Here is a 20048-nt window from a genome sequence, read left to right as displayed (position 1 = left end):
CGCCCCGTCCAGCGCCCCCCCCCCCACCTGCCCCCTCCCCTTCGCGCTCGGGCGGGCGCGGCCGGGGGGGGGGGGGGCGCGCCCCCCCCCCCCCCCCCCGCGCCCCCCCCCCCCCCCCCCCCCCCCCCCCCCCGACGATCTCACCACGACGCAGCACGTGCTGACCGCCGGGCGGCGCAAGCTGAAGTACACCGCGACCACCGGGCGGATCGTGCTGCGCCGCGAGGTGCTGACCGACGGCAAGTTCGACGGGCACCGGCCGAAGGCCGAGGTGTTCCTGACGTCGTACACGCTGGACGGCGCGGAGCCCGGGACGCGGCCGGTGACGTTCGCGTTCAACGGCGGGCCGGGGTCGTCGAGCATCTGGCTGCACCTCGGGCTGCTCGGGCCGCGCCGCGTCGTGTCCGGTGACGTCGGCGAGCTGGCGCCACCGCCGTACGGGCTGGTGGACAACGCCGAGACGCTGCTGCAGGTCAGCGACCTGGTGTTCATCGACCCGGTCTCGACCGGGTACTCGCGGGCCGTCGAGGGCGAGAAGCCGGGGGAGTACCACGGGTTCACGCCCGACCTGGAGTCGGTCGGCGAGGTGATCCGGCTGTGGACGTCGCGCAACGGGCGCTGGATGTCGCCGAAGTTCCTCGCCGGGGAGTCGTACGGGACGACGCGCGCGGCCGGGCTGGTCGCGCACCTGCAGAACCGGCACGGGATGTACTTCAACGGCGTGATGCTGATCTCCGCGGTGCTCGAGTTCGCGACGCTCGACTTCACCCCGGGCAACGACCTGCCGTACGCGCTGTTCCTGCCCTCGTACGCCGCGGCCGCGCACTACCACGGGCTGATCCCGGACCGGGAGCTGTCCGACGTGCTCGCCGAGGCCGAGCGGTACGCCGCCGGCCGGTACCCGAATGCGCTTGCCCAGGGCAACCGGTTGCCGGCGGACTACCGCGGCGAGGTGATCGAGAAGCTGTCCGCGCTGACCGGCCTGTCGGCCGACTACCTGGACCGGGTCGACCTGCGGATCGAGCACACCCGCTTCTTCGCCGAACTGCTCCGCGCCCAGCGTAAGGTGGTCGGCCGCCTGGACGCCCGCTTCACCGGTTGGGACGCCGACTCGGCCGGCGAGGTGTCGGTCGACGACCCGTCGATGCGCGCGATCATGGGCCCGTACACGGCCGCGCTGAACCACTACGTGCGCGCCGAGCTGGAGTACCTGAACGACCTCCCGTACGAGATCATCAGCGCCGACGCGGCCAAGGACTGGTCGTTCAAGGAGTTCGAGAACAACCACGTCACCGTCGCCGACCAGCTCGCCGAGGCGATGCGCGCCAACCCGCACCTGAAGGTGCACATCGCGTCGGGCCACTACGACTGCGCGACGCCGTACTTCGCCACCGAGCACACGGTCGCGCGCCTGCGCATTCCCGCCGAGCTCCGCGACAACATCGAGCTGCGCTACTACCCGGCCGGCCACATGATGTACGTGCACGAGCCCTCGCGGAAGCAGCAGTCCAAGGACCTGGCCGCCTTCGTCCGCGCGGCCTCCAACCGCTAGGGGTAGATGCGGAAGCCGCGGTAGGAGTGGTGCTGGAAGGACTGGTAGAAGTCCTCGGCGGTGTCGGTGACGAGGTCGACGCGGAGGGCGCCGGTGAGCGGGCCGGCGTACTCCAGGAGGGCGCGGCCGATGCCCTGGCGACGGTGGTCCGCGCGGACGGCCATCAGGGACAGGTGGGCCTGGATGTGGCCGTCGCTCTGCAAGTAGGCGAAGCCGACGACCTCGTTGCCGTCGACCGCGACGACGCTGGTGACGCCGGGCGCGGTGAGGACGGTGTGGGCACGGTCGGGGTCGGCGGGGAAGCTCGGCCAGTCCTCGGCGGCGCAGATCGCCAGTACGCCGTCCAGGTGGGTGCGGTCGTACCGGGTCAGGTTCACGGCAGGGTGAGGATCTCGGCGCCGGTGTCGGTGACCACGAGTGTGTGCTCGAACTGGGCGGTGCGCGACTTGTCCTTGGTGGTGGCGGTCCAGCCGTCGTCCCACAGGTCGTAGTCGTAGCTGCCCAGGGTCAGCATCGGCTCGATGGTGAACGTCATCCCGGGCTCGATCACGTCGTCGAAACGCTCGTCGTCGTAGTGCGGGATGATCAGGCCGGAGTGGAACGAGGTGGCGATCCCGTGCCCGGTGAAGTCGCGGACCACGCCGTACCCGAAACGCTTGGCGTAGGACTCGATCACGCGCCCGATGATGCTCACCTGGCGCCCGGGCTTCACGGCCTTGATGCCGCGCATCAGCGCCTCGTGCGTGCGCTCGACCAGCAGCCGGCTCTCCTCGTCGACGTCGCCGACCAGGAACGTCGCGTTGGTGTCGCCGTGCACACCGTCCAGGAACGCGGTGATGTCGACGTTCAGGATGTCGCCGTCCTCGAGCGGGCGGTCGTCGGGGATGCCGTGGCAGATCACCTCGTTCACCGAGGTGCACAGCGACTTCGGGTAGCCGCGGTAGCCGAGCGTCGACGGGTACGCGTTGCGCTCCACCAGGTACTCGTGGCCGACCGCGTCGAGCTCGTCGGTGGTCACTCCGGGCTTGGCCGCCTCGCCGACGGCCTGCAGGGCCTGGGCGGCGAGTCTGCTCGCGACGCGCATCTTCTCGACCAGTTCGGGGGACGTGATGTACGAGCCCTCGTACGGCGCCGGCGCGGGCTTGTCCACGTACTCCGGGCGCGGGATGGAGGCGGGAACCGGGCGGCGCGGCGAGATGATGCCGGGAGTGAGAATCGACATGGTGGAATCATTCTAGTTAGTTGCGACAACTTCACCGGGAAGGTGGTCCGCTGCGATGGCCGACGACGATCACAGCAACGAGTGGTACTACAACACGACGACCGGCGAGGTCGAGCCGTACCAGGGCGCGAAGTCCGCGGACCGGCTCGGTCCGTACAGCTCGCGCGAGGAAGCCGCGCGGGCGCTGGAGATCGCCAAGGAGAAGAGCGAGGCCTGGGACAACGACCCGAAGTGGAACGACGACTGACCTCGTGAACGGACCGAGGGGCACCACCGGAAACTCCGGTGGTGCCCCTCGTTCGTTGCTTCCTTAGCGCGACGTCGCCTTGCGGGCCGGCGCCTTGCGCGCGGTGGTCCGCTTGGCCGCGACCTTGCGGGCCGGGGCCTTCTTCGCGGCGACCTTCCGGGCCGGCGCCTTCTTGGCCGCGACCTTCTTGGCCGGGGCCTTCTTCGCGGCCACCTTCTTGGCCGGCGCCTTCTTGGCGGCGACCTTCCGGGCCGGTGCCTTCTTCGCGGGCGCCTTCTTGGCCGGCGCCTTCTTCGCGGTGACCTTCTTGGCGGGAGCCTTCTTCGCCACGGTCTTCTTCGCCGTCGTCTTCTTGGCCGGGGCCTTCTTGGCCGCCGTCACCTTTTTGGCGGCGACCTTCTTCGCCGGGGCCTTCTTGGCGACGGTCTTCTTCGCGACGACCTTCTTGGCGGGCGCCTTCTTCGCGGTCGTCTTCTTAGCGGCCGCCGTCTTCTTCACCGCCGTGGTCTTCTTCGCGGCGGTCTTCTTGGCGGGTGCCTTGGAGACCGCCTTCTTGGCCGCACTCACCTTCTTCGCCGTCGTCTTCTTCGCTGCCGTGACCTTGCGCGCGGTCGTCGTCCTCGCGGCTGGGGCCTTCTTCGCGACAGTCTTCTTGGCGGGAGAAGCCTTTTTGGCTGTCGCCTTCCCTGCGGCTGCCTTCTTGGCTGGCACTCTGCCTCCTTGGTGCGGCTGAGGAAAACCACGGTGGATTCCTCGTCGTCATGATGATGACAACACTTGGTGCCCACGTAAAGCACCTGAATCGCCCACAGGTCAAGGCGTCCGCGCCGGCAATTCGGGCGGTAATGCCGAAAATCCTTGTGCAGAAGGGTTTTCGATGACCCCCGAGCATGCCCGAAGGCGCCGAAGAAATGTTGGCGACACGCGCACGAACCAGCCACTTCGGAGTGTTTTCCGACAGTGTTGTCCTCGGCAACCTCTCTGCGAACGATCGGATCAGCCGCGGTGCGAACCCTCTACGACGACCTCGAAGACCCCGTCGAACTGCCCGATGAAATCAGCACCGTGGTCAGCATCGTGCCGTCGTTGACGGAGTCGATCGCACACACGCATCGACGATTGCTGATCGGTGCGACGGACTGGTGCAGCCATCCGCACGACCTCGACGTGACGCGCGTTCGCGGCACCAAGAACCCCGACGTCGAACGCATCGTGCGGCTGCGCCCCGACGTCGTCGTCGCGAACGCCGAGGAGAATCGCGCGATCGATCTCGACGCGTTGCGCGCGCACGGTGTCGCGGTCTGGGTGACCACACCGACGACGGTCGAGGAGTCACTGGCTTCACTCGAACGAATGCTCTCGGCGATCACCGGAGACGTTCCGTCCTGGGTCGGGGAAGCGCGCGAAGTGTGGAGTACGCCGTACGCCGGGCCACGCCGTCGCGCGGTGATTCCGATCTGGCGAAAACCGTGGATGGCGCTCGGCCGGGACACCTTCGCCGGCGACGTCCTGGCCCGGCTCGGGATCGACAACGTGTTTGTGGAATCACCCGACCGTTATCCGCGGATCGATGTCGCCGCGTTACCGGCGTACGACGTGGTGGTGCTGCCGGACGAGCCCTACGCCTTTTCTCCCGGCGACGGCCCGGAGGCGTTCCAGCAGCCGGCGAAGTGCGTTTCCGGGCGGCACCTGACCTGGTACGGACCGTCACTGGTCGAGGCGCGCACGGTGCTCAGCGGACAGCTCGCGTGACCTGCGACACGATCATTGCCGTCTCAGCTAGACGGTTAGGTCAGCCTCACCTATCCTCCAAACGTGCCCGAGATGACCGCGAAGAAGAAGTGCTGCAAGGACAAGCCGAGGTGCAAGAAGTGCCCGGTGGTCCTCAAGCGGCTGGCCGATGCCGGCTGCGCCGAGCGCCTCGACCTGCGGCACTACGTGGTCGACAAGAAGGTCAAGAAGAAGGTGCTGAAGAAGGCGCGCGAGCGCTGAGCCTCAGGACGCCTGCCGCAGCGTGATCGCCTCGACGGCGACCCGCAGCAGCCCCGGGATCGTCACGTGCGCGGCCTGACCGGTCGCCTCCAGCTCGTCGGGGTGCCACCAGCCGTGGTCGCTGATCGTCTCCAGCTCGAGCTGCTCCTGGTTCGCGAACGTCACCTCGACCGCGTCCACCCCGACCGCGAAGAAGGTCTGGTGCTGGATGATCGGGCAGCCGCCCCACTCGAACTCGATCGTGTTAGTCGCGACCGGTTCGCCCAGCGCGTCGGACGGCAACAGGATGCCGACCTCCTCGCGCAGCTCCCGCAGCCCGGCCTCGACCACCGTCTCGCCCGCCTCGACGCCGCCGCCGATCGTGAACCAGTACGGCGTACCGGGCTTCAGCGGGTCCCACCCGTGCAGCAGCAGCACCTTCCCGTCCGGGCGGACGGGCAGGACGCGGGCCGTCGTCCGCCGGACGACGGTGCCTGGTGGGGGCAACCGGTGTTCTGTCACATCTCAAAACGCTAGACGACCTGTTCCGTCCTGCGAGCGGTGAACGGCGCGTCGCCGTCGGCAACCGTTCCGGCCTGGTCCGGCAACCGCGGCCCGGCGCCGGGGCAACCAACGTTGGGCGACGGTGAGACGATCGGCGGTATGACGGCACGCATCGGGCTGGGGCTGGCGGCCCTGGGACGTCCTGGTTACATCAACCTCGGCCACGACGAGGACCTTCCGCCGGGCCGCGCGGTCGAGGACCTGCGCCGGCGGACGCACGAACTGCTCGACCAGGCCTGGCGGGCCGGCGTGCGGTACTTCGACGCGGCCCGGTCGTACGGGCTCGCGGAGGTGTTCCTCGGCGAGTGGCTCGCTGCGGACGCCGGTCGCCGGGCGCAGGTGACGGTCGGGTCGAAGTGGGGTTACACGTACGTCGCCGACTGGCGGCCGGACGCGGAGCAGCACGAGGTCAAGGAACACTCGCTCGCGACGTTCGAGCGGCAGTGGCCGGAGACCCTGCGGGCGCTGGGGTCGGCGCCGGACTTCTACCTGGTGCACAGCCTGACGAAGGACAGCCCGGCGCTGGGGGACCGGAAGCTGCTCGATCGGCTGGGGGAGCTCGCGGCTGACGGCGTACGGGTGGGGTTGTCGACGAGTGGGCCGCATCAGGCGGAGACGTTGCGGGCGGCGTTGAAGCTGGGTGGGCCGTTCACGGCGGTGCAGTCGACGTGGAACGTGCTCGAGCGGTCTGTGGGTCCGGCATTGGCCGAGGCGCATGATGCTGGATGGTTCGTGGTCGTCAAGGAGGCGGTGGCCAACGGGCGGCTGACGGCGAAGGCCGGCCTCACTCCCTTCACTGCCTTCGCCGCGCAGCATGATGTCGCGCCGGACTCGCTGGCGTTGGGCGCAGTGCTGGCCAATCCGTGGGTGGATGTCGTGCTGAGTGGCGCGACGACAGCCGAGCAGCTCGCGAGCAACCTGGCCGCCGTCGATGTCGAGCCGCTCGACGAGTTCGTGCAGACGCCCGCGGAGTACTGGACCGAACGTTCAGCGCTGCCCTGGATCTAGGACCTCGGCCAGCACGCGCACGCCGCGGCGGATCGCGGACTCGTTGACGTTGCCGAAGCCCATCACCAGTCCTGGTGTGCCTGCGCCGACGTTGCCGAGCTGGTAGTTGCCGAGTCCGCGGACCGACACCGCGCGCTTCTCGGCCTCGGCGACCACGGTCGCTTCGTCCGTGCCCTCCGGCAGCCGCAGTACGGCGTGGCAGCCGGCCGCCAGTCCGGTCAGGCGGAGCTCCGGCAGGTACTCGTCGACCGCGGCGATCAGTGCGTCGCGGCGTGCCTGGTACGTCGTACGCATCCTGCGCAGGTGCCGGTCGTAGCGGCCTGACTCCATCAACCGCGCGAGTGCCAGCTGGTCGAGTGCTGGGGCGCCGCGGCTGGTGAGCGCCTTGGTCTCGACGAGTCCGTCGACGAGCGTCGGTGGGGCGAAGATCCAGCCGATCCGGATACCCGGTGCGAGCGTCTTGCTGACCGAGCCGAGCGCGATCACGCGCTCGGGTGCCAAGCCCTGCAGGGATCCGACCGGCTGGCGGTCGTAGCGGAACTCGGAGTCGTAGTCGTCCTCGATCACGAAGCCGTCGACCTGCTCGGCCCAGGCCATCAGCTCCTGGCGGCGTACCGGGCTGAGGGCGACGCCGGTCGGGCATTGGTGCGCGGGTGTCAGGACGACGGCTCGGGCGCTGCTCTCGTGCAGGTGGGCGACGTCGACGCCGTCTTCGTCGACCGGGATCGGGACTGCTTGGAGGCCGTGGCGTTCGGCGATGCGGTCGTGGTCGCGGGGGCCTGGGCTTTCGAGGCCGACCGCCTGGATGCCGTGCTTGGCGAGCGTTGCGAAGACGAGGGTGAGGGCGTGCCGGAATCCGGTGGTGACGAGTGTGCGTTCCGGGATCGAGGCGCCGGCGCGGACCCGGCGGTGGTATGCCGCCAGCACGTCGCGCAGGCGCGGGTCGCCGGGGGCGGGCTCGTCGCCCATCAGCGTCGCGGGGGCCAGGCGGGCGGCGTCGCCGAGCGCCCAGACCCAGTCGCGGACGGGCGCGGAGGCGAGGTCGGGGATGCCGTACTCGAAGTCGACGTCGAAGCGCCGTGGCGGGTGCTCGACGCGCGGCGCGGAGCCGGCTCCGGAGTGGGAGTCGTCGGCGGTGGTGGGTTCCGCGGTGGCCTCGGCGCGGTCGGCGACGCGGGTGCCCGAGCCGACCTCACTCACCAGGTACCCCTCGGCGTACAGCTGCGCGTAGGTGTCGACCACCAGCCCCCGCGAGATCCCGAGCTGCTCCGCGAGGCCGCGCGACGACGGCAACCGCTCACCCGGACGCAACGCCCCCGCGCGGATCGCCGCGCGCAGCTGCTCCTGCAGCTGATGCCCGAGCTGACGCGGCGCGTCCCGGTCGAGCTGCAACAGCAGTCCCGGACCGTCGCCCTTCCACTCCACCGCCACGGTGCCTCCCGAATGGTCCACTGGCCGGCGTACGAAGTGGACCTTCAACCTCTCCCGCATTCGACCACATGCTGGAGGTCGCCACCCGGAGGAAGGAACCCCATGCGCGAGATCGTCAACTCCACCTACATCACCCTCGACGGCGTGATCGAGAACCCCCAGACCTGGCCGGACGTGGGCGGCTTCACCGCGGAGGGCAACCGCCTTCAGTCCGACCTCGTCCTCGGCTGCTCGGCGATCCTGATGGGCCGCCGCACCTACGAGAGCTTCGCCGGCGTCTGGCCGAACCTCCCCGCGAGCGACCTCACCGACAAGATGAACTCAATGCCCAAGTACGTCGCCAGCTCCATCCCAAGGACCCTGAGTGGAACAACTCCCACATCATCGAAGGCGACCTGATCGAGGCCGTCACGGCGATGAAGGCCGAGCCCGGCGGCGACATCGTCCAGTTCGGCGTCGGCGCAGTCACCCACGCCCTCGTCAGGGCAGGACTCCTCGACCGCCTCCGCCTCTGGCTCCACCCGTTCGTGCTCGGCCAGGGCGGTCCGGACGCCCTCCTCTACCGCGACCTCCCGACCACCCGGTTCGACCTGGTCAGCGCCACGCCGCTGACCACCGGCATCGTCGTCCTGGACTACCGGGTGCGCCGCTAGAAGGTGTGTTCGTCGGCGGGGAAGGAACCGTTCGCGACCTCGGCGGCGTACGTCGTCGCTGCTGAGGTGAGAATGCCGCGGAGGTCGGCGTACTGCTTGACGAAGCGGGGCATCGGGCCCGAGCGGAGGCCGGCCATGTCCTGCCAGACGAGAACCTGCGCGTCGGTGTCACGGCCGGCGCCGATCCCGATGGTGGGGATCGGGATGCGCTTGGTGACCTCGGCGGCGACGTCGCCCGGGACCATCTCGAGCACGACCGAGAAGGCGCCGGCTTCGGCGAGGGCGACCGCGTCGTCGATCAGGCCGGCGGCTTGTTCGCCGCGGCCCTGGACGCGGTAGCCGCCGATGGCGTGCTCGCTCTGCGGGGTGAAGCCGATGTGGGCCATCACCGGGATGCCCGACTGGGTGAGCTTCTCCACCGCCGGTACGACGGTACGGCCGCCTTCGAGCTTGACCGCGGCGACGCCGGCTTCCTTCATGAAGCGGACGGCCGTGTGGAAGGCCTGCTCGGGTGAAGCCTGGTACGAGCCGAAGGGAAGATCGGCGACCACGAGGGCGCGCTGGGTCGCTGTCGCCACCGCGCGGGCGAGCGGGATGAGCTCGTCGACGGTGACGCGGAGGGTGGACTCGTAGCCGTAGACGTTGTTCGCGGCCGAGTCACCGACCAGCAGCACCGGGATGCCCGCGTCGTCGAAGATCTCGGCGGTGTACTGGTCGTACGCCGTGAGCATCGCCCACTTCTCGCCGCGGTTCTTCATGTCGCGCAGGTGGTGGATGCGGTACTTGCGCGGGCGCTTGCTGCCGTCCGCGGTGGTGCCGAGCACACCGGAGTTGCTGAGCGCGCCGGAGTTGGTGAGAACGCCGGAGCTGCCCAGCGCACCGGAACTGCTTGCGTCGCTCGGCGCGGCGTTGCCCTGAGGACGTGCTGCCGGAGTCTGAGCAGGTGCGGCATTCGGCTGCGCCCGGCGTGCTCGGTGTGAGACAGCGGCTTCCGCTTTCACCTGACTCGGTGCGTCCTGCTGTACGTCGGCCCGACGGCGAGCACCGACGGGACGGCCTTCGGTCCGCATCTCCGGACGCCCGTCAGGACGAGCTTCCGGGCGAACCTCCGCGCGCGCCTCCGGGTGGTTGCTCTCGTACTCCGCGCTCGGGTCGCTCGGGTAGCCGTTGACCGCCGCGTTCTGCGGGTTGGCCGGAGGCTGCGGCGGCGCCGGCGGGCGGTTGGCCGGTGGGCGCTGCTGCTGCTGCTGCGGCGGAGGAGTGGACGCCTGTACGGCCGGCTGGATGCCCGTCGACTGCTGCGCCGGGTACCCGTTGCCGTTGCCGGTGTGCCCGTTGCTGTTGCTCAGGGTGATGCCGTTCGAGCCGTGGCCGTTGCTGCTACCACCGGTACCGGAGCCGAGGCCGTTGCTGGTGCCCAGGGCGGTTCCGTTGCTAGAGCCGAGCGGCGGCGCCTGGCCGTTGCCGTTCGCGGTGCCGTTGCTCGGCGCGGGCGGCGGCGTACTGGGCCGGTTGGCGAGCCCGTTGGACGGCGGCGGGGGCGGAGGCGTCGGAGCGCTGCCGCTCCAGCCGTTCCCTGTCGAGCCGTTGCTGTGCTGGGTCAAGCCGTTCGAGCCGTTGCCCGGCGGCGGCCCAGCCGGACGCTGCTGCTGCGGGGGAGTGCCCTGCTGCTGCGGCGGCGGTCCCTGCCGGTTGACCGGCGGCCGCGGCGGCTCACCCTGCTGGGGAGCGAACGGGTTCTGCTGGCGTCCCGGCTGAGGCGCGGCCGGCGGCCGCTCCTGGTAAGCGCCAGGAGCGAACGGAGAGTCTTCGTAACGACCGGTGTCCTGCGGCGGAAAACCACCACGCCCGTTCTCGTACTGCGCGGGCCGCCGCTCGTCAGGGCGGCGCTCGTCGGGTCGGCGCTCGTCGGGCCTGCCCTGCTCGGGGTACTGCCCGTAGCCACGCTCCTCGGCCGGCAGGAACGGCGGCTTCGGCACGTACGGCTGCTGGGGCACCGGCCCGCGCTCGTACGTGCGCGGCGCGTTCGGCAGCGACGGGGACGGGTCGAGACCCTCGAGGGTCGAGCGGTCGCGCCAGCTGTCGGCGTCGTCGGCGTAGCTGTAGTCCGAGCGGTGGTGCTCCTCGGTTGTCCGGTTCTTCGGTCCGGTCCCGTACGGCGCCGGCAGCTCGTCGTCGGCGTCGCCGTTGGTACCGGCCGACATGAAGTTGTCAACCATGCCCTCATCGTCCCACCGATGCGGAGGGTGAGCGCCACCGGCTGCCGGTGAGGGATCGCTCACAGCGTCCCCGGGCAGGCCGGAGCGCCCGGGCAGCTCGTCGAACGGGCTGTCCCAGGGGGCGTCGGAGGAAGGGCGGTTCCGCCAGGATCCACTCAGTTGTCGGCAGCCTTTCGAGCGTCCTCACGCCACGCGTTCGTGATCGGGAGCCGCCGGTCGCGGCCGAACGCCTTGTGGGTGATCTTGGGACCCGGAGGATACTGCCTCCGCTTGTACTCCGCTCGGTCGACCAGCTGGACCACCTTGCTGACCAGCTCCGGGTCGAACCCGGCCCCGACCAGCTCGGCGCTCCCGCGGTCCTGCTCGACGTAGTCGTCGAGCATGTCGTCCAGCAGGTCGTACGGCGGCAGCGAGTCGGTGTCGACCTGCCCGGGCCGCAGCTCGGCCGACGGCGGCTTGGCGATCGCGTTCTCCGGGATCGGCGGCTGCTTGCCCTGCGCGACCGCGTCGGCGTTGCGCCACTTGGCCAGCCGCCAGACCACCGTCTTCGGCACGTCCTTGAGCGGCGCGAACCCGCCGACCGAGTCGCCGTAGATCGTCGAGTACCCGACCGACAGCTCGGATTTGTTGCCGCAGGCAAGCACCAGGTGGCCGTCGGCGTTCGACAGCCCCATCCAGATCACCGCCCGGACCCGCGCCTGCAGGTTCTCCTCGGCCAGCCCGGTCAGCCCGAGGGTCTCCAGGAACGGCTGCACCATCGGCTGGATCGGGATCACCCGGTAGTTGAGACCGGTCCGCGCGGCCAGCTCGGCGGCGTCGTCGCGGGAGTGGTCGCTGGAGTAGATGCTCGGGTTGGAGACCCCGAAGACGTGCTCGGCGCCGATCGCGTCGCAGGCGATCGCGGCCACCAGCGACGAGTCGATCCCGCCCGAGAGCCCGAGCAGCACCGACTTGAACCCGTTCTTGCGTACGTAGTCGCGCAGCCCGGTCACGATCGCGCCGTACATCTCGGCCTCGTCGGACAGCCGCGGCGCGATCGCCGCCGGCACGGCCTCGTACGCCGCCAGCGGCTCCTCGTGCAGCACGGTGTGCACGATCTTGATGCCCTCGTGCTCGGCGACCGGGATCGCCGACGCGGCCGGCAGATCGAGGTCGACCATCATGCTGCCCTGCTCGAACTGCGGGGCGCGCGCGAACACTGTGCCCTCGGCGTCGGCGATCAGCGAGTCGCCGTCGAAGACCAGCTCGTCCTGGCCGCCGACCAGGTTCACGTAGGCCAGCGCGCAGCCGGCCTCGCGGGCCCGGCGCGCGACCAGCTCGCCGCGGACGTCGTCCTTGTTCGCCTCGTACGGCGAGGAGTTGACGACCAGCAGCAGCCCGGCGCCGGCGGCGCGGGTGACGGCGACCGGGCCGCCGTCCTGCCACAGGTCTTCGCAGATCACCAGCGCGACGTCGACGCCGTGGATCCGGACCACCTGCAACGTGTTGCCGGGAACGAAGTGCCGGAACTCGTCGAAGACGCCGTAGTTCGGCAGGTGGTGCTTGACCGCGCTGGTGACGACCTCGCCGCGGTGGATGACTGCGGCGGCGTTGGTCGGCGAGCCCTTCGGGCGGCCGAGCCGGTCCAGGCCCATCGCCGTACCGGCGGCGCGGTCGAGGTACCCGACGACGACCACGGCCTCGCCGAGACCTTCGTCGGCCAGCCGGGCCGCGAGCGTCTTCACCTTCGACTGCGACGCGTCGACGAACGAGCCGCGCAGCGCCAGGTCCTCGACCGGGTAGCCGGTCAGCGCGAGCTCGGGGAAGGCGACGACGTGCGCACCGCGCTCGACGGCGCCGCGGGTCCAGGACACGATCTTGTCCGCGTTCGCGTCGAGGTCGCCGACCGTCACGTCGAGCTGGGCGAGAGCAAGCCGGAGCTGAGGCACCTGTGCACCCTACTGGTTTCGCGCGACGCTCCGAAGCGACGCGACCAAGTCTTTACCGGCGACCAAGGTTGCGGCGCTGAATACTTTTCGCCGACGAACGGATCGAGCGCCGCGGATTCACTGAGAACATGACGATCAACCAGCAAGGACCGACCGCTGTCGCCGAGCGCGCGCTGGGCCCGGACCTGGCCCGCGGCTTCATGCTGCTGTTCATCGCCCTGGCCAACTCGCACTACTTCCTCCGCGGTTCCTCGGTGCTCGGCGGCTTCCCACAGGACGGGTCGGCGATCGACCGCGGCGTCACCTGGCTGATCGCGACGTTCGTCGACGGGCGGGCGTTCCCGATGTTCGGCCTGCTCTTCGGGTACGGCGTCGCGCAGATCGTCCGGCGCCAGACCGGGACCGCCTGGGCGACCCGTTTCCTGCTCTGGCGGCGCAGCGCGGTGCTGATCGTGCTGGGCTTCCTGCACGCGATGCTGCTGTACGTCGGCGACATCCTCGCGGCGTACGGCGTGCTGCTGTTCCTCGGCGTCTGGGCGATCCGCTGGAAGGACCGCTGGTTGTTCGCCGTCGCGGCGCTGGTGCTCGCGCTGACCGCGCTGCCGGGCGACACCTCGCTGTCGATCAGCTCCGACGCACCGGACGCCGCGATGCTGCCGCCGGACCTCGGGTCGCAGTTCGCGCACCGGATCCTGGTGCACCCGGTGATCGCGCTGCTCGGGCCGATCGGCTTCCTGCCGCCGTTCCTGATCGGCCTGTGGGCCGGCCGCCGGCGGATCCTGGAGCGCCCGGCCGAGCACCTTCGGTTGCTCAGGGCCACCGCCGTCGCGGGCATCGCGATCGCCGTGCTCGGCGCGCAGCCGGTCGCGCTGACCCTGGCCCGCGTGATCGACAAGCCCAGCGGTGACGGACTCACGCTGATCGGCCCGCTGCACGACGCCACCGGCACGATCGGCGGTCTCGGGTACGCCGCGCTGATCGTGCTGATCGCGACCCGGGTCCGCCGGGGCCGGGTGACCGAGGCGATCGCCGCGACCGGGCAACGATCACTGACCTGCTACCTGATGCAGTCGGTGGTCTGGACGATCGTCTTCACGTCGTACCTGCTGGACCTGTCGGACACGTTGACGGTGGCAACGACAGCGCTGCTCGCGACGGCGACCTGGATGCTCTCGGTGCTGCTCGCCGACCGGATGCGCCGGGCCGGCCACCGCGGCCCGTTCGAGCTGCTGATTCGCAGGACCACCTACCGCACCGGCGTGTCGAGTCGTCGGCCGGTACGGCGGTGACCGACGATCCGCAGACCAGCCGGAACCACCAGCACGGAGTACGACGTGAACCTCAGCCTTGCCGACCAGCCGACGCTGCCCGACCTGTCGGACGACGAACGCCACCTGCTCAACCTCGTCGCGACCCCCGCGGCGACGCTGCTCGGACTGGTCTCCGACGTCCTGCGCACCCGGCTGTTCGGCGCGGACGGCGCGACCTGGGTGGACCTGTGGCAGACCAACCCGTCCACGGCACGCGTCGAGTGGCAGGACGGGCCGGAGGTCGCCGAGGTCCTCGACCACCTGCTGCCGCGGTCGATCGAGGGCACCTTCGAGGGCGTCCCCGGGCTGCGATCGGTGACGAGCGCCGACACGCACGCCCAGCTGGTGTGGATCGGCACGACCAGCCCGGTCGCGCTGCACCTCACCCGGCTCGACGGCTGAGCTTGCTGGAGACCAAAGCCCGGCCGCACGCCTGACCACCAGGTGACGCTGGGCGGCTGGTCCCCGGCGACCCAGCTGATCACCAGGACCCGCCGCCCCCGTCGCCGCCTCCGCCGCCGGCCCCGGCGCCGCCGCCGAAGCCTGAGTCGCTGCCGCCCGTGTCGCCGCCGTACCGCCAGGTGTCCGCCCCGTACGCCGTACCGGATCCGCCGACCAGGGTGCCGGCCATGAACACCGCGACCCCGCGGCGGAACCGGCCGGCCCGGAACATCCCGGCCGCGCTGAAGACGCTGACGTGGTCGCCGCCGTCGATCAGCTCCTCCCAGCGGTCGCCGCGGTCCAGGACCATGGCCCAGGGCAACAACTCGGCGAGCTGCCGGTCGGTGAGGTCTTCGGCGCGGGCCTTCGTCAGGTAGCGCTGCAGCGAGCGGAGGTCGCGGACCAGCTCGCGCCCGGCCGGTGCGAGCCGGCCGCGCGAGGCCGTCCGGCGTACGACGGACAGCGCGACGGCGGCGATCACGAGCACCGCGAAGACCAGCAGCCCGTCGACCGGACGCTCCGAGATCGCGAGGCTGATCCGGCTCGCGACGAACGCTCCGAGCGCGAGGCCGAGCACGCCGAGGAAGATCGGGATGAAGCGCTGCTTCCGGCCGAGCACCGGCGGTTTGCGCGACGCCGACGGGAGCTTCGCGAACCAGTCCTTGGTGGCGACCTCGGCGCGCAGCGCACGGATCATCGCGGTCTGCGCGTCGAGCAGCCGGCGGTTCTCCCGCGCGCGGCGGTGCAGCCGGATGCTGGTGCCGGGGTTGAGCAGCGGGAAGAGTCCCTTGAGCAGAGCGAGGTGGTGGTCGCGGGTCGCGGCGGCCACGTCGACCAGCACGACCGTGTTGTCGTCGGACTCGTCGTCGTTCTCGATCCGGATCGCGCCGAGCAGCGCCAGCTCCAGCAGCGTCGCCTGCGTGGCCTCGGCGTCGACGATCGAGTGGGTCAGCAACCGCGCCTCGGCGACACTGATCGCGGGCGGCTCGGTCACCGGCGTACCGGTCCTTCGGCCGTTCCACCGGAAGAACAGCAGCAGCCCGCCGGTCGCTAGGACGATCAGCCCGAGGATCCCGCCGAGCGTCTGCAGCAGACCGGTCGTCGTCATCGACGCGCGGGGCTCGAAGATCGGTACGGCGTTGCTGACCTCGCCCGGGTTGATCGAGGCGACGATCGTGAGCTGCTGCCCGAGCGTCAGCGTGCCCTGCGTGTACGTCGCCCGCCCGTCGGCGACCGCCGACCGCTCGCACGGGGTCTTAGCGCCGAGCCCACCGGCGTAGCAGGCCGCACGCTGTACGCCGCCGGGCACGTCGACGGTCACCTCGACCTTGTGCAGCGGAACGTCCCAGTGCCGGCCGGTCGCGTTCCAGTACAGCTCGTCGTGATCGCCGAACGACCGCAGTGCGCCGCGCAGCCGGTAGTCGATCACGTACGTCGCGGTGTCGCCGGTGACTGTGTTGTCCGGCGACCCGATCCGCAGCCGCAGAGCCTTGGTCCGGTTGCTGCCGAGCAGCACGTCCTCCTGCTTCAGCGTGGTGTCGGCGCCGGTCGGGCTGCTCACCTTCACGTCGCTGACGTCGTACCGCTGGTCCTCGTGGTCGCCGGACGGCTCGCGGACCATCAAGTCGCGGTAGATCCCGTGCCGGTCCGACCTGTCACCGAACCGGTAGACGATCGTCTCTGTGACCTGCACGGTCCCGTCGCGGTCGACGCGGTAGTTGATCGTGAACGCGTCGACCTGCTCGCTCGCGGTCGGCGACGAGGCCGCGTAGACCTGCGGCGCGGGAGCCGCGAGCAGCGCGGCACATGACGCGGCAACCACCACCAGGGCCCGGGCCCACCACCGTCGGCTGTTCATGCCTGTGTAGATGCGACCGCCCTGGGGCGGGTTCCAGCTGTTAGGTGATTGTGTCGGGATCGATCTCTGCCGTGTACGACGTGATCGAGGTCAGGTGCCCCTGGGTGAACTCGTACAGGTCGCACGACGACACGAACGACGACTGCCACTTGGTGTCGACGTACCGGGCCACCGCCTGGACCGCGACCGAGTCGGCGTTGGCGATCGTCTTGAACCGCAGGAACTGCGTCGTCGTCCGGGCCAGCCCGGCCAGTGCCGTCTCGCACGCCTGCACGACCTGGTCCTGGCCCTCCAGCTTCGCCGCACCGACCAGCGTCCAGGTCACCTCCGGGTGCAGGAACGGGTACACCTGCGAGAAGCGGTGCCGCGAGAACGCCTCCGCCACTTCCTGAATCGTCGCCATACCCGAGATCTTCTCAGTTCGATGGCCGAACCGGGCGTGGTGTGTAATGACGAGCGTGACAACGGGTGATGGAGGGCTGCGGCTCGGCCGGGTCGGGAAGACGGTGCGGGTCGTGGTGGCGGCGGTCGGCGTCGTGCTGCTGGTGAACGGGTCGGTGCGGATGTCGGACGACGCCTGGCCGTTCGGGCCGATGTCGCAGTACGCGATGACCGTGCCGGACGACGCTTCGATCACCTTCACCCGGATCCAGGCGCAGACCGACGCGGGGACGTCGGTCGACGTACCGCTGAACATCGAGGGCGCCGGCGTCGCGCGGGCCGAGATCGAGGCGCGAACCGGCGAGATCGTGAAGGACCCCTCACTGCTGCAGCAGGTCGCCGACGGGTGGGCGCGCAAGCACCCCGACCAGCCGAAGTACGTGAAGCTGGAGCTGATCCGCGACACCACGCAGCTGGTCGAAGGACGCGTCGACGGGCCGCCGAAGGCCGAGACGCTGGCGACCTGGCAGGTGCGCTGATGCTGACCAAGGCCGCGAACTGGTTCACCCCGACGATCGCGCTGGCGCGGATCGCCTGGCTGCGGACGATCCTCTACCTGTTCGTCATCCTCGACATGCACGCGTTCGTCCGCGACACCCGGCTCAAGGGCGAGCACCCCGGCCTCTACCAGCCGCTGTTCCTGGCCCGCCTCTTCGACCTCCCGAAGCCCTCGGTCGCCAACACCACCACCCTGTACGTCGTACTGATCGTGTTCTGCCTCCTCGGCGCCTCCAACCGGCTGCCGCGGCTGGCCGGCTGGGTGGTCGCGCCGGCGTTCACCTGGTGGGTGCTGATCGGGATGAGCGACGGCAAGGTCGACCACGACCACCTCGCGCTGGTGATCGCGCTCTGGGTGCTCCCGACCGTCGCGCCGAACAAGAACCGCACCGGCTCCGTGTACGCCGACCAGACCACCTCCGAGGCGGCGGGCTGGGCGGTCCGCTGCGTGCAGATCAGCGTGATCGCGACGTACTTCCTGTCGGCGGTCGCGAAGCTGCGCAGCGCGGGCTGGGCGCTGACCTGGCCGGGCAGCGCGATCCTGACCTGGGCGATCGTGCGCCGGCCGCACCCGGTCGGCGAGTGGCTGCTGCACCACCCGTGGCTGCTGCACGTGATGCAGTGGGTCGGGATCATCGGCGAGTTCCTGTCGCCGCTGGTGCTCTGGCTGAAGGGCCGCTGGCAGCTGCTCGGCGCGCTGTTCTTCATCGGCTTCCACGTCGCGAACACCGCGATCCTGCTGATCCACTTCCTGCCGACCGTGGTCTGCTGGCTGGCCTTCGCGCCGATGGAGCGGATCGTGCCGTGGTTCCAGCGGCGCAGGAAGTCAGGTGGCGACGCCGGAGAGCCCGAAGACCAGCCCGAAGAGAGCCGGCAGGCCCAGCAGCAGCCCGGCGCGTAGCCGGAAGCGGCGGCCGCCCGGGCCCGGCGTACGGACGACGCGGGAGAGCACGGCACCGGCGTACCCGAAGACCAGGGCGGCCAGCAGGATCTGCTTGGTCGGCAGGAAGTCGTCGTCGTGGGTCAGGCCGAGGGTGACCAGGCCCGGGCAGCAGAACGCGAACATGCCGTAGCCCAGCTCCGGGATCGGCAGCCAGCGGCGGCCCAGGACGTCGAGCTCGGCGGGTCGCCTGCGCTGCAGCGACCGGACGAAGCGCCCGGTGCTGAGCAGCAGGTCGCTGATGCAGAGCAGCGCGGCGACGGCCAGCGCGGTGTGGAAAATCGTCTGCACCGGCGCAACCTTAGGCCCAATGACCGGCATTGTCGCGAGCGGCACGTAACGTCTGCTTAACAGAGCCGGGGCACACTGTGTGAGGCTCCGGAACAGACGCGCTCGAGGAGAGGTGGAACCGCCGATGGACAAGCAGCAGGAGTTCGTGCTGCGCGCGCTCGAGGAGCGCGACGTACGGTTCGTCCGGCTCTGGTTCACCGACGTGCTCGGCTTCCTGAAGTCGGTGGCGGTGGCCCCGGCCGAGCTGGAGGGCGCGTTCGCCGAGGGGATCGGGTTCGACGGGTCGGCGATCGAGGGGTTCGCCCGGGTCACCGAGGCCGACATGCTGGCCAAGCCGGACCCGTCGACGTTCCAGATCCTGCCCTGGCGGGGCGAGACGATGGGCACCGCCCGGATGTTCTGCGACATCAACATGCCGGACGGCTCGGCCTCGTTCGCCGACCCGCGGCACGTGCTGAAGCGGACCCTGTCGAAGGCGGCCGACCTCGGCTTCACCTTCTACACCCACCCCGAGATCGAGTTCTACCTGTTCAAGTCGCTGACCGGCGCCCCGGGCACCTACCCCGAACCGGTCGACTCCTCGGGCTACTTCGACCACACCCCGCAGGGCATCGGCAACGACTTCCGCCGCGAGGCGATCACGATGCTGGAGTCGATGGGCATCTCGGTCGAGTTCAGCCACCACGAGGGCGGCCCGGGCCAGCAGGAGATCGACCTGCGGTACGCCGACGCGCTGTCCACCGCGGACAACATCATGACGTTCCGGGTGGTGGTCAAGGAGGTCGCGCTCAGCCAGGGCATCTACGCCTCGTTCATGCCCAAACCGCTCAGCGACCAGCCGGGCTCGGGCATGCACACTCACATGTCGCTGTTCGAGGGCGACCGGAACGCGTTCTTCGAGGGCGGTGCGCAGTACGGGCTGTCCAAGACCGGGCGGGCCTTCATCGCCGGCCTGCTGCAGCACGCGGCCGAGATCACCGCGGTCACCAACCAGTGGGTGAACTCGTACAAGCGGCTCGCGGTCGGCGACGAGGCGCCGTCGTTCATCTCCTGGGGGCACAACAACCGCAGCGCGCTGGTCCGGGTGCCGATGTACAAGCCGCACAAGGGCCAGTCCAGCCGGGTCGAGTTCCGCTCGCTGGACTCCGCCGCGAACCCGTACCTGGCCTTCGCGCTGATGCTCGCGGCCGGGCTGAAGGGGATCGAGGAGGGCTACGAGCTGCCGCGCGAGGTCGAGGACGACATCTGGTCGCTGACCGACCGGGAGCGCCGCGCGCTCGGGATCAAGCCGCTGCCGAACAGCCTGGCCGAGGCGATCCACGCGATGGAGGACAGTGAGCTGGTCGCCGAGACGCTCGGCGAGCACGTCTTCGACTTCTTCCTGCGCAACAAGCGGGTCGAGTGGCAGGACTACCGCAAGCAGGTCACGCCGTTCGAGCTGAACAAGCTGCTGCCCGTCCTGTGAAGCTCAGCC

The 20048-nt window shown here is 70.2% G+C and carries 22 protein-coding genes; 12 read left to right on the top strand and 10 right to left on the bottom strand.

What is annotated here, in order from left to right:
• Nucleotides 1-157 precede the first annotated feature (157 nt).
• On the top strand, nucleotides 158-1552 hold the full coding sequence (locus AB0M01_RS20305) for a peptidase S10 (RefSeq protein ID WP_363671580.1): 1395 nt from the start codon (nucleotides 158-160) through the stop codon (nucleotides 1550-1552).
• Here AB0M01_RS20305 and AB0M01_RS20300 read toward each other — a convergent pair.
• The gene (locus AB0M01_RS20300) at nucleotides 1549-1929 is read right to left on the bottom strand and encodes a GNAT family N-acetyltransferase (protein ID WP_363671578.1); all 381 of its coding nucleotides are present in this window, start codon (nucleotides 1927-1929) and stop codon (nucleotides 1549-1551) included. The two genes, AB0M01_RS20305 and AB0M01_RS20300, sit on opposite strands and share 4 nt — an antisense overlap.
• Nucleotides 1926-2774 carry a type I methionyl aminopeptidase gene (gene map / locus AB0M01_RS20295; protein ID WP_363671576.1) on the bottom strand — a complete coding sequence of 283 codons (849 nt, stop codon included), beginning with the start codon at nucleotides 2772-2774 and terminating at the stop codon, nucleotides 1926-1928. The genes AB0M01_RS20300 and map overlap by 4 nt, the downstream gene beginning before the upstream one ends.
• 55 nt (nucleotides 2775-2829) lie before the next feature.
• On the opposite strand from map, the gene AB0M01_RS20290 reads away from it, so the two are divergent.
• The gene (locus tag AB0M01_RS20290; protein ID WP_363671574.1) at nucleotides 2830-3021 is read left to right on the top strand and encodes a hypothetical protein; all 192 of its coding nucleotides are present in this window, start codon (nucleotides 2830-2832) and stop codon (nucleotides 3019-3021) included.
• Between the two features lie 63 nt (nucleotides 3022-3084).
• On the opposite strand, the gene AB0M01_RS20285 is transcribed toward AB0M01_RS20290, so the two are convergent.
• A complete protein-coding gene (locus AB0M01_RS20285; protein WP_363671572.1) occupies nucleotides 3085-3732 on the bottom strand; it encodes a histone H1-like repetitive region-containing protein in 648 nt (215 codons plus the stop codon).
• Between the two features lie 294 nt (nucleotides 3733-4026).
• Between AB0M01_RS20285 and AB0M01_RS20280 the strand changes: the two genes are divergently transcribed.
• On the top strand, nucleotides 4027-4773 hold the full coding sequence (locus AB0M01_RS20280) for a helical backbone metal receptor (protein WP_363671569.1): 747 nt from the start codon (nucleotides 4027-4029) through the stop codon (nucleotides 4771-4773).
• 63 nt (nucleotides 4774-4836) lie between these two features.
• Nucleotides 4837-5013 carry a hypothetical protein gene (locus AB0M01_RS20275; RefSeq protein WP_344173722.1) on the top strand — a complete coding sequence of 59 codons (177 nt, stop codon included), beginning with the start codon at nucleotides 4837-4839 and terminating at the stop codon, nucleotides 5011-5013.
• 3 nt (nucleotides 5014-5016) lie between these two features.
• Here AB0M01_RS20275 and AB0M01_RS20270 read toward each other — a convergent pair whose 3' ends face one another.
• Complete coding sequence (locus tag AB0M01_RS20270) at nucleotides 5017-5514, bottom strand: NUDIX domain-containing protein (RefSeq protein WP_363671567.1); 498 nt, start codon at nucleotides 5512-5514, stop codon at nucleotides 5017-5019.
• A 141-nt stretch (nucleotides 5515-5655) separates the two neighbouring features.
• Between AB0M01_RS20270 and AB0M01_RS20265 the strand changes: the two genes are divergently transcribed.
• Nucleotides 5656-6564, top strand: coding sequence for an aldo/keto reductase (locus AB0M01_RS20265; RefSeq protein WP_363671565.1), 909 nt, complete (start codon nucleotides 5656-5658; stop codon nucleotides 6562-6564).
• Here AB0M01_RS20265 and AB0M01_RS20260 read toward each other — a convergent pair.
• Nucleotides 6544-7995 (bottom strand): PLP-dependent aminotransferase family protein, encoded by a 1452-nt coding sequence (locus AB0M01_RS20260; protein WP_363671562.1) that lies wholly within the window; start codon nucleotides 7993-7995, stop codon nucleotides 6544-6546. The two genes, AB0M01_RS20265 and AB0M01_RS20260, sit on opposite strands and share 21 nt — an antisense overlap.
• A 102-nt stretch (nucleotides 7996-8097) precedes the next feature.
• Between AB0M01_RS20260 and AB0M01_RS20255 the strand changes: the two genes are divergently transcribed.
• Both AB0M01_RS20255 and AB0M01_RS20250 read left to right on the top strand, forming a co-directional pair.
• On the top strand, nucleotides 8098-8394 hold the full coding sequence (locus AB0M01_RS20255) for a hypothetical protein (protein WP_363671560.1): 297 nt from the start codon (nucleotides 8098-8100) through the stop codon (nucleotides 8392-8394).
• A gap of 17 nt (nucleotides 8395-8411) precedes the next feature.
• On the top strand, nucleotides 8412-8648 hold the full coding sequence (locus tag AB0M01_RS20250) for a dihydrofolate reductase family protein (protein WP_363671558.1): 237 nt from the start codon (nucleotides 8412-8414) through the stop codon (nucleotides 8646-8648).
• Here AB0M01_RS20250 and panB read toward each other — a convergent pair.
• Nucleotides 8645-9472, bottom strand: a complete 828-nt coding sequence (gene panB / locus AB0M01_RS20245) for a 3-methyl-2-oxobutanoate hydroxymethyltransferase (protein ID WP_363671603.1) — start codon at nucleotides 9470-9472, stop codon at nucleotides 8645-8647. The two genes, AB0M01_RS20250 and panB, sit on opposite strands and share 4 nt — an antisense overlap.
• Nucleotides 9473-11022: 1550 nt before the next feature.
• Nucleotides 11023-12795, bottom strand: coding sequence for an NAD+ synthase (locus AB0M01_RS20240; protein WP_363671556.1), 1773 nt, complete (start codon nucleotides 12793-12795; stop codon nucleotides 11023-11025).
• Nucleotides 12796-12923: 128 nt separating this feature from the next.
• On the opposite strand from AB0M01_RS20240, the gene AB0M01_RS20235 reads away from it, so the two are divergent.
• On the top strand, nucleotides 12924-14084 hold the full coding sequence (locus AB0M01_RS20235; RefSeq protein ID WP_363671554.1) for a DUF418 domain-containing protein: 1161 nt from the start codon (nucleotides 12924-12926) through the stop codon (nucleotides 14082-14084).
• A 45-nt stretch (nucleotides 14085-14129) separates the two neighbouring features.
• Nucleotides 14130-14507, top strand: a complete 378-nt coding sequence (locus tag AB0M01_RS20230) for a hypothetical protein (protein ID WP_363671552.1) — start codon at nucleotides 14130-14132, stop codon at nucleotides 14505-14507.
• Nucleotides 14508-14586: 79 nt separating this feature from the next.
• Here the strand turns inward: AB0M01_RS20230 and AB0M01_RS20225 are convergent, their stop codons facing one another.
• Both AB0M01_RS20225 and AB0M01_RS20220 read right to left on the bottom strand, forming a co-directional pair.
• Entirely contained in the window at nucleotides 14587-16404 is a 1818-nt protein-coding gene (locus AB0M01_RS20225; RefSeq protein ID WP_363671550.1) for a DUF2207 domain-containing protein, read from the bottom strand.
• A gap of 40 nt (nucleotides 16405-16444) precedes the next feature.
• A complete protein-coding gene (locus tag AB0M01_RS20220; RefSeq protein WP_363671548.1) occupies nucleotides 16445-16807 on the bottom strand; it encodes a nuclear transport factor 2 family protein in 363 nt (120 codons plus the stop codon).
• A gap of 46 nt (nucleotides 16808-16853) precedes the next feature.
• Here AB0M01_RS20220 and AB0M01_RS20215 point away from each other — a divergent pair, with 46 nt between their 5' ends.
• Complete coding sequence (locus tag AB0M01_RS20215) at nucleotides 16854-17324, top strand: hypothetical protein (protein ID WP_363671546.1); 471 nt, start codon at nucleotides 16854-16856, stop codon at nucleotides 17322-17324.
• Nucleotides 17324-18244, top strand: a complete 921-nt coding sequence (locus tag AB0M01_RS20210; protein WP_363671544.1) for an HTTM domain-containing protein — start codon at nucleotides 17324-17326, stop codon at nucleotides 18242-18244. The genes AB0M01_RS20215 and AB0M01_RS20210 overlap by 1 nt, the downstream gene beginning before the upstream one ends.
• Here AB0M01_RS20210 and AB0M01_RS20205 read toward each other — a convergent pair.
• On the bottom strand, nucleotides 18170-18574 hold the full coding sequence (locus AB0M01_RS20205) for a hypothetical protein (protein ID WP_363671541.1): 405 nt from the start codon (nucleotides 18572-18574) through the stop codon (nucleotides 18170-18172). The two genes, AB0M01_RS20210 and AB0M01_RS20205, sit on opposite strands and share 75 nt — an antisense overlap.
• Nucleotides 18575-18698: 124 nt before the next feature.
• Between AB0M01_RS20205 and glnA the strand changes: the two genes are divergently transcribed.
• The gene (glnA, locus tag AB0M01_RS20200; RefSeq protein ID WP_363671538.1) at nucleotides 18699-20039 is read left to right on the top strand and encodes a type I glutamate--ammonia ligase; all 1341 of its coding nucleotides are present in this window, start codon (nucleotides 18699-18701) and stop codon (nucleotides 20037-20039) included.
• Nucleotides 20040-20048 lie beyond the last annotated feature (9 nt).

This window comes from Kribbella sp. NPDC051770 (assembly GCF_040681455.1).
In the GTDB taxonomy this organism is placed as follows: domain Bacteria; phylum Actinomycetota; class Actinomycetes; order Propionibacteriales; family Kribbellaceae; genus Kribbella.
The sequence above is the reverse complement of the archived record's forward strand: the minus strand, read 5'-3'. Positions and strand labels throughout refer to the sequence as shown.

Coding starts and splice junctions, on each gene's coding strand:
- map (WP_363671576.1), bottom strand. CDS start 2,774: ATGTCGATTCTCACTCCCGGCATCATCTCGCCGCGCCGCCCGGTTCCC.
- AB0M01_RS20290 (WP_363671574.1), top strand. CDS start 2,830: ATGGCCGACGACGATCACAGCAACGAGTGGTACTACAACACGACGACC.
- AB0M01_RS20265 (WP_363671565.1), top strand. CDS start 5,656: ATGACGGCACGCATCGGGCTGGGGCTGGCGGCCCTGGGACGTCCTGGT.
- AB0M01_RS20255 (WP_363671560.1), top strand. CDS start 8,098: ATGCGCGAGATCGTCAACTCCACCTACATCACCCTCGACGGCGTGATC.
- AB0M01_RS20250 (WP_363671558.1), top strand. CDS start 8,412: ATGAAGGCCGAGCCCGGCGGCGACATCGTCCAGTTCGGCGTCGGCGCA.
- AB0M01_RS20235 (WP_363671554.1), top strand. CDS start 12,924: ATGACGATCAACCAGCAAGGACCGACCGCTGTCGCCGAGCGCGCGCTG.
- AB0M01_RS20225 (WP_363671550.1), bottom strand. CDS start 16,404: ATGAACAGCCGACGGTGGTGGGCCCGGGCCCTGGTGGTGGTTGCCGCG.
- AB0M01_RS20220 (WP_363671548.1), bottom strand. CDS start 16,807: ATGGCGACGATTCAGGAAGTGGCGGAGGCGTTCTCGCGGCACCGCTTC.
- AB0M01_RS20215 (WP_363671546.1), top strand. CDS start 16,854: ATGACGAGCGTGACAACGGGTGATGGAGGGCTGCGGCTCGGCCGGGTC.
- AB0M01_RS20210 (WP_363671544.1), top strand. CDS start 17,324: ATGCTGACCAAGGCCGCGAACTGGTTCACCCCGACGATCGCGCTGGCG.
- glnA (WP_363671538.1), top strand. CDS start 18,699: ATGGACAAGCAGCAGGAGTTCGTGCTGCGCGCGCTCGAGGAGCGCGAC.